Source organism: Streptomyces sp. ME02-8801-2C (genome assembly GCF_033793965.1).
GTDB lineage: Bacteria > Actinomycetota > Actinomycetes > Streptomycetales > Streptomycetaceae > Streptomyces.
On sequence record NZ_JARAXP010000027.1, the window covers coordinates 73,602 to 81,578 of the forward strand.

At 71.2% G+C, this 7,977-nt stretch carries 7 protein-coding genes; 2 read left to right on the forward strand and 5 right to left on the reverse strand.

Features of this window, described 5'->3' with window-relative positions; all coding sequences use genetic code 11:
* Nucleotides 1–110 precede the first annotated feature (110 nt).
* On the forward strand, nucleotides 111–887 hold the full coding sequence (locus tag PV396_RS42030) for a peptidoglycan recognition protein (RefSeq protein ID WP_319213643.1): 777 nt from the start codon (nucleotides 111–113) through the stop codon (nucleotides 885–887).
* Nucleotides 888–1,011: 124 nt separating this feature from the next.
* The gene (locus tag PV396_RS42035) at nucleotides 1,012–1,227 is read left to right on the forward strand and encodes a hypothetical protein (protein ID WP_319213644.1); all 216 of its coding nucleotides are present in this window, start codon (nucleotides 1,012–1,014) and stop codon (nucleotides 1,225–1,227) included.
* Nucleotides 1,228–1,261: 34 nt separating this feature from the next.
* Here PV396_RS42035 and PV396_RS42040 read toward each other — a convergent pair whose 3' ends face one another.
* From PV396_RS42040 to sucB, 5 genes are all read right to left on the reverse strand, one after another.
* Nucleotides 1,262–1,786 carry a DUF4240 domain-containing protein gene (locus tag PV396_RS42040; protein ID WP_319213650.1) on the reverse strand — a complete coding sequence of 175 codons (525 nt, stop codon included), beginning with the start codon at nucleotides 1,784–1,786 and terminating at the stop codon, nucleotides 1,262–1,264.
* A gap of 44 nt (nucleotides 1,787–1,830) precedes the next feature.
* The gene (locus PV396_RS42045) at nucleotides 1,831–2,880 is read right to left on the reverse strand and encodes a helix-turn-helix transcriptional regulator (protein WP_319213645.1); all 1,050 of its coding nucleotides are present in this window, start codon (nucleotides 2,878–2,880) and stop codon (nucleotides 1,831–1,833) included.
* Between the two features lie 77 nt (nucleotides 2,881–2,957).
* Entirely contained in the window at nucleotides 2,958–5,669 is a 2,712-nt protein-coding gene (gene aceE / locus PV396_RS42050) for a pyruvate dehydrogenase (acetyl-transferring), homodimeric type (RefSeq protein WP_319213646.1), read from the reverse strand.
* Nucleotides 5,670–5,927: 258 nt separating this feature from the next.
* A complete protein-coding gene (locus PV396_RS42055; protein ID WP_053742795.1) occupies nucleotides 5,928–6,551 on the reverse strand; it encodes a GntR family transcriptional regulator in 624 nt (207 codons plus the stop codon).
* A 246-nt stretch (nucleotides 6,552–6,797) separates the two neighbouring features.
* On the reverse strand, nucleotides 6,798–7,977 hold a 1,180-nt coding region (gene sucB / locus PV396_RS42060), incomplete at its 5' end, for a 2-oxoglutarate dehydrogenase, E2 component, dihydrolipoamide succinyltransferase (protein WP_319213647.1).

The window sequence follows — 7,977 nt, forward strand, 5'->3', positions numbered from 1 at the left end:
GGTGCCTCGACTGCTGAAAACGCCCCGGACCGGAACATTGGTTCCACCAAGTGGCACACCCCACATCGCGGGCGGAACGGAACCGAACCACAGTGGGGCCCATGGGGTCCATGGGTGACTCGCGTCTCCACCGCGTGCCGCGCGCCGCCCGCGTGGTGCTCGCCTGCCTGCCCGCGATCGCCGCCGCCCTCGGACTGGTCACGTGCACGGCCGGCGTCGACCGTACGCCCACGCGCCGGGCCCACCCCGCCACGAGCCGCCCGGCTCCCGCCCACCCCGCCGCCAAGCCGCGCATCGTGCCCCGTACCGCCTGGATCGGGGACGCCGAACGCGGCCAGCCGCCGCCCCGCTACGACGACCGGGTCGTCGCCGTGTTCATCCACCACACCGACTCGCCCAACGGCTACGACTGCGCCGACGCGCCCCGCATCATCCGCTACCTCTACGTCGGCCAGGTCGACTCCCGCGACTGGGACGACCTCGGCTACAACTTCGTCGTCGACCGCTGCGGCACCGTCTACGAAGGCCGCGCGGGCGGCGTCGACCGCCCCGTCACCGGCGCCCACACCCAGGGCTTCAACCATCGCACCGCCGGGATCGCAGCCCTCGGCACCTTCACCGCGGGCGTACCCGTACCGAAGGCCATGACGGATGCGATCGCCGCCCTCACCGCGTGGAAACTCGGCCTCTCGGGCCTCGACCCGCGCGGCACCGCCCGCCTGGTCTCCAGCAACTCCCTCAGCCGCTTCGCGTCCGGCACCACCGTCACCCTGCCCGCCCTGGCGGGCCACAACGCCGGCTACATGACGAGCTGCCCCGGCGCCGCCCTCACGGCCCGCCTCCCGGAGATAAGACAGACAGCGGCCCGCCTCCAGGGCCGGCACTGAGCCGGGACGAGGACCGCACGCCGCCACACAGCCGCGCCACAGCGCACACAACGCGAAGACCCAACTCCCCGCCCTACCTTTTCTGGACCAGCCACTGAACGGGAACTGACCGGAGGTAAGGACCATGAGCGGCAGCAGCATTCGTACGATCCCGCGGAGGCCGTGGACCGTGCTGTGCGCGGTGGCGACGATCGTCCTGGGCCCGGCGGCGGTCACCGCGTCCGCCCTCGACCAGGCCAACGCGGCCCCCCTGCGCCACCCTCACCATGCGATACGGGCCGACCAGACCCAGCAGGCCTACCTTCCCTCGGACCAGACCCGCCGCCGCACGGCAGCCTGAGAACGGCGGGCCGCCACGGGTCGCGTACGGCCCCTCAGGCGCCTTTGAACCGCTGCCACAGCTTGGGAAACCGGTCGGCAAGCGCCCCCTCGTCCGCCAGGTCGAGCGGCGTTCCCTCGGGCTCGGCGGGCGCGGGCGGGATACCCAGATCCGGGGCGGGGGTGCCGGTGAGTTGCTCGTACGCCTCGTCGGCCGCGTAGCCGAGCTCCTCGCCGTCCCCGTCGATCTCCGGGTCGAAGTCGTCCAGGAGATCGGCGAGCGAGTCGGGGTCGCCGTGCAGGGCACCCTCAAAGACCTCGCGGCCCTGGCCGATCAGCCAGCACCGGAAGAAGTCGAAACCGTCGTCGTCCGTGCCGTCGAGCAGCACCCGGGCCGCGCCCCAAAGATCCCAGCGGTAGGCACGGTTGTAGCGAGCCTCGAAATGCCGGCCGAAGTCGAGGACCGAGTCCGGGTCGAGCTGGAGCAACCGCTCGACCAGCAGATCGGCCTGGTCCTCGGGGTCACCCTCGGCGGCCTCGCGGGTCGCGTCCACGAGCTTCCAGAAGTCCGTCTCGTCCATCACGGGTCCAGCATCGGCCCTGCGGAGGAGGGACGCACGTGGAGCTACGCGGAATGTGATGGGGCGTACAGCGCCGCCAGCCGCTCCGCGTCCCGCGCGAACCGTGCCCGTAGTTCGGCAGGCGCCAGCACCTCCGCCTCCGGTCCGAGCGCCGCCAGCTGGGTATGGGCGACCTCCACCGACTCCACGGCGAGCGTCACGGTGACCCGGCCCTGCTCGTCGGGGTCGCCGGCGCCCGACAGAGCGTCGCGGGCGGACACGGGATCGACGGCGTACGTCAGTCTGCCCACCCCGTCCGGCGAGAGCCGGACGACGACCTCCGCGCGCAGGATCGACCGCGCGAACTGCTCGGCCCGTTCCTCCCAGAACGCGGGCAGGTCGAAGCAGTCGTCGCGCGTGAAGCGGTCGATCTCGAAGGGGACGTGACCGTCGACCTGGTCGGAGAACCGGACGGAGGTGAACCGGTCGACGCGGTAGACCCGAAAGGGCCCTGGTGCGTGGTCGGTGGGTTCGGGTTCCGGCACTCGGGCGCACAGGTACCAGACGCCCGCCTTGAGGACGAGGCCGTACGGCTCCAGCGTGCGCTGCACGTCGGTGTCGCCGTCGCCGGAGCCGCGACGGTAGTGGGCCAGGATCGGCCGGTCGTCCCACACCGCCTCCGCGATCGTCGGCAGCGACTCGGGGGTGGGGGGCTCACTGAACCAGGCGGGCGCGTCCAGATGAAAGCGTTGGGCGGCTGTTCGGGGGGCGTCGCGGAGGGAGGGCAGGAGGGCGGCGGACACCTTGAGGCGGGCCGCCGAGGCGGTGTCCTCCAGCCCCATCTCGCGCAGGGCGCCCGGGACGCCGCTCAGGAACAGCGCCTCGGCCTCACCGCGGGCTAGGCCGGTGAGCCGGGTCCGGTAGCCGCCGACCAGGCGGTATCCGCCGGCTCGTCCCCGGTCGGCGTACACGGGTACGCCGGCTTCGGAGAGGGCCTGCGCGTCGCGGGTGACGGTGCGTTCGGAGACCTCGAGCTCGCGGGCGAGTTCGGCGGCGGTCATGGAGGAGCGGGCCTGAAGCAGCAGCACCATTTTGATGAGACGGGCAGCACGCATGGGGCCATGATGCCGGGCCCCACCGACAGCGAAGGGGGGATACGGCGATCGCCGCACCCCCCCTTCGCGGAGCAGCTCTACAGGCCGTAGCGCTCCCGGGCTTCCTTCACCGCGGAGGCCTTGATTTCGCCGCGGCGGGCGAGCTGCGCCAGCCCCGCCACCACGATCGACTCCGCGTCCACCCCGAAGTACCGCCGCGCCGCATCCCGCGTGTCCGACAGACCGAACCCGTCCGCGCCCAGCGACGAGTAGTCCTGCTCGACCCACTGCGCGATCTGGTCCGGCACCTGACGCATGTAGTCGGACACCGCCAGCACCGGCCCCTCGGCCCCCTGCAGCGCCTGCCGGACGTACGGCACCCGCTCCTCGCCCCGCAGCAGCGCCGCGTCGGCGTCCAGGGCGTCACGCCGCAGCTCGGTCCAGGACGTCGCCGACCACACGTCCGCCGCCACGCCCCACTCCTCGGCGAGCAGCCGCTGCGCCTTGAGGGCCCAGTGGATCGCCGTACCGGAGCCGAGCAGCTGGATGCGCGGCGCGTTGGCGGCCGGTGAGAGCCCCGCCGACTCCGCCGTGTTGAAGCGGTACAGCCCCTTGACGATGCCCTCGTCGAGCCCGGGGGCCGTCGGCTTCGCCGGCTGCGGGATGGGCTCGTTGTAGACGGTCAGGTAGTAGAAGACGTTCGGGTCCTCGCCGGGCGCCGTCTCGCCGTACATGCGGCGCAGACCGTCACGGACGATCACCGCCACCTCGTACGCGAAGGCCGGGTCGTACGACAGCGCGGCCGGGTTCGTCGCGGCGATCACCGGGGAGTGACCGTCCGCGTGCTGGAGGCCCTCGCCCGTCAGCGTCGTACGGCCGGCCGTCGCGCCGACCAGGAAGCCGCGGCCGAGCTGGTCGCCGAGCTGCCACATCTGGTCGGCCGTGCGCTGCCAGCCGAACATGGAATAGAAGATGTAGAACGGGATCATCGGCTCGCCGTGCGTCGAGTACGACGTGGACGCGGCGATGAAGTCCGCCATGGAACCGGCCTCGGTGATCCCCTCGTTGAGGATCTGGCCGTCCTTGGCCTCCTTGTAGTACATCAGCTGGTCACGGTCGACCGGCTCGTACGTCTGGCCCTTGGGGGAGTAGATCCCGAGGGACGGGAACAGCGACTCCATACCGAAGGTGCGAGCCTCGTCGGGCACGATCGGCACCCAGCGGCGGCCGGTCTCCTTGTCGCGGACCAGGTCCTTGACCAGTCGTACGAACGCCATCGTCGTGGCGATGTTCTGCGAGCCGGAGCCCTTGTCGAACGACGTGAACGCCTTCTCCGCCGGGGCGGGGAGAGCGGGCAGCGGCTGCGTACGGCGGGCCGGGGCCGGGCCGCCGAGGGCCGCCCGGCGCTCCTGGAGGTAGCGGACCTCGGGGGAGTCGGCGCCGGGGTGGCCGTAGGGGACCACTCCGTCCACGAACTGCGCGTCGGAGATGGGGAGTTCGAGCAGGTCACGCATCTGCTTGAACTCGTCCGTCGTCAGCTTCTTCATCTGGTGGTTGGCGTTCTTCGACGCGAAGCCCTCGCCCAGGGTGAAGCCCTTGACCGTCTGGGCCAGGATGACCGTCGGCGCGCCCTTGTGCGCGAGCGCCGCCTTGTAGGCCGCGTACACCTTGCGTGACTCGTGACCGCCGCGCGAGCGGTGGAAGCACTCGAGGATCTTGTCGTCGCTCAGCAGCTTCGCCATCTCGACGAGCGCCGGGTCCTTGCCGAAGAAGTCGGCGCGGATGTAGGCGGCGTCGCGCGTCTGGTACGTCTGCACCTGGGCGTCCGGTACCTCGCGCAGCCGGCGTACGAGCGCACCCGTGGTGTCGAGCTGGAACAGCTCGTCCCAGGCCGTCCCCCAGAGGGTCTTGACGACGTTCCAGCCCGCGCCGCGGAACTGGGCCTCCAGCTCCTGCACGATCTTGAAGTTCGCGCGCACCGGGCCGTCGAGGCGCTGCAGGTTGCAGTTGATGACGAAGGTGAGGTTGTCCAGGCCCTCGCGGGAGGCGAGCGCGAGTGCGGCCGTCGACTCCGGCTCGTCCATCTCGCCGTCACCGAGGAACGCCCACACGTGGGACGCGGAGACGTCCTTGATGTTGCGGTTGGTGAGATAGCGGTTGAAGCGTGCCTGGTAGATCGCCGACAGCGGGCCGAGGCCCATCGACACCGTCGGGAACTCCCACAGCCAGGGCAGCCGGCGCGGGTGCGGGTAGGACGGAAGGCCGTTGCCGCCCGACTCCTGCCGGAACTTGTCGAGGTGCTGCTCGGTCAGCCGGCCGTCGAGGAAGGCGCGGGCGTAGATACCGGGGGAGGCGTGCCCCTGGATGTACAGCTGGTCACCGGAGCCGGGGGAGTCCGCGGACTCCTTGCCCTGGAAGAAGTGGTTGAAGCCGGTTTCGTACAGCCAGGCGGCCGAGGCGAAGGTGGCGATGTGGCCGCCCACGCCGTGCTTGCTGCCGCGGGTCACCATGGCCGCCGCGTTCCAGCGGTTCCAGGCGGCGATCCGCTGCTCCATCGCCTCGTCGCCGTCCACCAGGGGCTCGGCGGCGGTCGGGATGGTGTTGACGTAGTCCGTCTCCAGGAGCTTGGGCAGCGCGATGCCGTTGCCCTCGGCGCGCTCCAGTGTGCGGCGCATCAGATACGCGGCACGGTGCGGCCCGGCCGCCTTGGTGACCGCGTCCAGCGAGGCCTGCCATTCGGCGGTCTCCTCGGGGTCGCGGTCGGGGAGCTGGTCGAGCTCGCTCGGCTGGATGGCCTTGGGGTCGGTCATGTCGCCGCCTTCCTCAGTCGAAGGGGTTTCCCTCATCGGTAAGGGTTCGGGGGTGCCCTTGGTCTTTGGCAGGACAGGGCGGTGGGTCCTTGTAGGGATCCGCTGGCGACTCTAACTCGCTGATCGATGATCGATCAAAGGGTTGAGGGGCAAAACCTCTTGATCTCGAGAAAGTAGGCACGGGGTGCCTTGAGGACGGGCACGCGGTGCCGCGACCGCCCGCCGTTTCCGCAGGTGGGCGGGTATTGGTCACCTGCCTCAGGGGCGCGGCGCGCACCCCAGCACATGCGCCTTCACCAGCTCGGCGATACGGGGATCCCGGCGCCGGAACGCGGCGACCAGCTCCTCGTGCTCCTCCGCGTACGACTGCTGGACCGTCCCGAGCCAGCGGATCGACAGGGCCGTGAACACCTCGATGCCCAGCCCCTCCCAGGTGTGCAGCAGCACCGAGTTCCCGGCCGCGCGCACCATCTCGCGGTGGAATCCCACCGTGTGCCTGACCTGGCCGGTGCCGTCCGACGCGCGGTCCGCCTCGTACAGGGCGGCGACATGCGGTTCGAGGGCCGAGCAGTCGTCGGCCAGCTTCGCCGCCGCCAGCTCCGCCGCGATGGCCTCGAGCCCGGCCCGGACGGGGTAGCTCTCCTCCAGGTCGGCGGCGGTCAGATTCCGTACGCGTACGCCCTTGTTGGGGGCCGACTCGATCAGCCGCAGCGACTCAAGCTCGCGCAGCGCCTCCCGTACGGGGGTCTGGCTGACCTCCAGCTCGGTCGCGATCCGGCGCTCCACGATCCGCTCGCCCGGCTTCCAGCGCCCGCTGACGATCCCCTCCACGATGTGCTCGCGGATCTGCTCGCGCAGCGAGTGGACGACGGGCGCGGTCATGAGGGCTCCTTGAGGGAGGGGCTTCGGCCCCTGGGGCATTGACATTGACCTGTAGACAATACGGCCGCTTCCCTGCCCGGAGACCTACCGGGCACGAGTGCGGACTCACGTGAGACGAGCGTTACAGACCGGACCGGACGCGCGCCACAGCACATGTCCCCCGGCCCGCACAGGGACAACGACGGTGCCCCGCCCGGAGGAATCCGGACGGGGCACCGTCGCTACGCGTACATCCCAGACGGCTGGTTACAGGCCGAGCTCGACCTCGAACTCGCCCGCCTCCAGGATCGCCTTGACGGCCGTCAGATAACGGGCCGCGTCGGCGCCGTCGACCAGACGGTGGTCGTAGGACAGGGTCAGGTACGTCATGTCGCGTACGCCGATGACCGTGCCCTCCTCCGTCTCGATGACCGCCGGGCGCTTGACCGTCGCGCCGATGCCCAGGATCGCGACCTGGTTCGGCGGCACGATGATCGTGTCGAAGAGCGCGCCGCGCGAGCCGGTGTTGGAGATGGTGAAGGTCGCGCCGGACAGCTCGTCCGGGGTGATCTTGTTGGCCCGGACCTTGCCCGCGAGCTCGGCCGTGGCCTTGGCGATACCGGCGATGTTGAGGTCGCCCGCGTGCTTGATGACCGGGGTCATCAGGCCCTTCTCGGAGTCCACCGCGATACCGACGTTCTCGGTGTCGAAGTAGGTGATCGTGCCCTCTTCGACGTTGATCCGGGCGTTGACGGCCGGGTGGGCCTTCAGCGCCTGGGCCGCCGCCTTCACGAAGAACGGCATCGGGGAGAGCTTGACGCCCTCGCGGGCCGCGAAGGAGTCCTTCGCCTGCGCGCGGAGCTTCATCAGGCGCGTGATGTCGACCTCGACGACCGAGGACAGCTGCGCCTGCTCGTGCAGCGCCTTGACCATGTTGTCGCCGATGACCTTGCGGATGCGGGGCATCTTGATGGTCTGGCCGCGGAGGGGAGAGGCCTCCAGGGCCGGCGCCTTCTTGGCGCTCGGGGCGGCGGCAGCGGCGGCGGGCGCCGGAGCGGCCGCAGCGGCCTTCGCGGCCTCGGCGGCGGCGAGGACGTCCTGCTTGCGGATACGGCCACCGACGCCGGTGCCCTTGACGGAGCCCAGGTCGACGCCGTTCTCGGCGGCGAGCTTGCGCACCAGCGGGGTGACGTACGCGCCCTCGTCGGTGGCCTGCGCGGCGGCGGGAGCCGGGGTGACCGGGGCGGGCGCGACCGGCGCGGGCGCCGGGGCAGCGACGGGAGCGGGGGCCTGGACCGGAGCCGCAGCCTGGACCGGAACCGGCGCGGGGGCCGGAGCAGCCGGGGCCACGGGGGCCGGCGGCGCGGCCGGGGCCTCGCCGACCAGTTGTGCGATGGCGTCCAGAATCCGCCCCGCGCTCAGCGTGCCGTCGCACACGCCTGCGAAG

Excerpts from the sequence above, each read along its gene's own strand:
- PV396_RS42035 (WP_319213644.1), top strand. The coding sequence starts at position 1,012 with ATGAGCGGCAGCAGCATTCGTACGATCCCGCGGAGGCCGTGGACCGTG.
- PV396_RS42045 (WP_319213645.1), bottom strand. The coding sequence starts at position 2,880 with ATGCGTGCTGCCCGTCTCATCAAAATGGTGCTGCTGCTTCAGGCCCGC.
- aceE (WP_319213646.1), bottom strand. The coding sequence starts at position 5,669 with ATGACCGACCCCAAGGCCATCCAGCCGAGCGAGCTCGACCAGCTCCCC.
- PV396_RS42055 (WP_053742795.1), bottom strand. The coding sequence starts at position 6,551 with ATGACCGCGCCCGTCGTCCACTCGCTGCGCGAGCAGATCCGCGAGCAC.
- PV396_RS42030 (WP_319213643.1), top strand. The coding sequence starts at position 111 with ATGGGTGACTCGCGTCTCCACCGCGTGCCGCGCGCCGCCCGCGTGGTG.
- PV396_RS42040 (WP_319213650.1), bottom strand. The coding sequence starts at position 1,786 with ATGGACGAGACGGACTTCTGGAAGCTCGTGGACGCGACCCGCGAGGCC.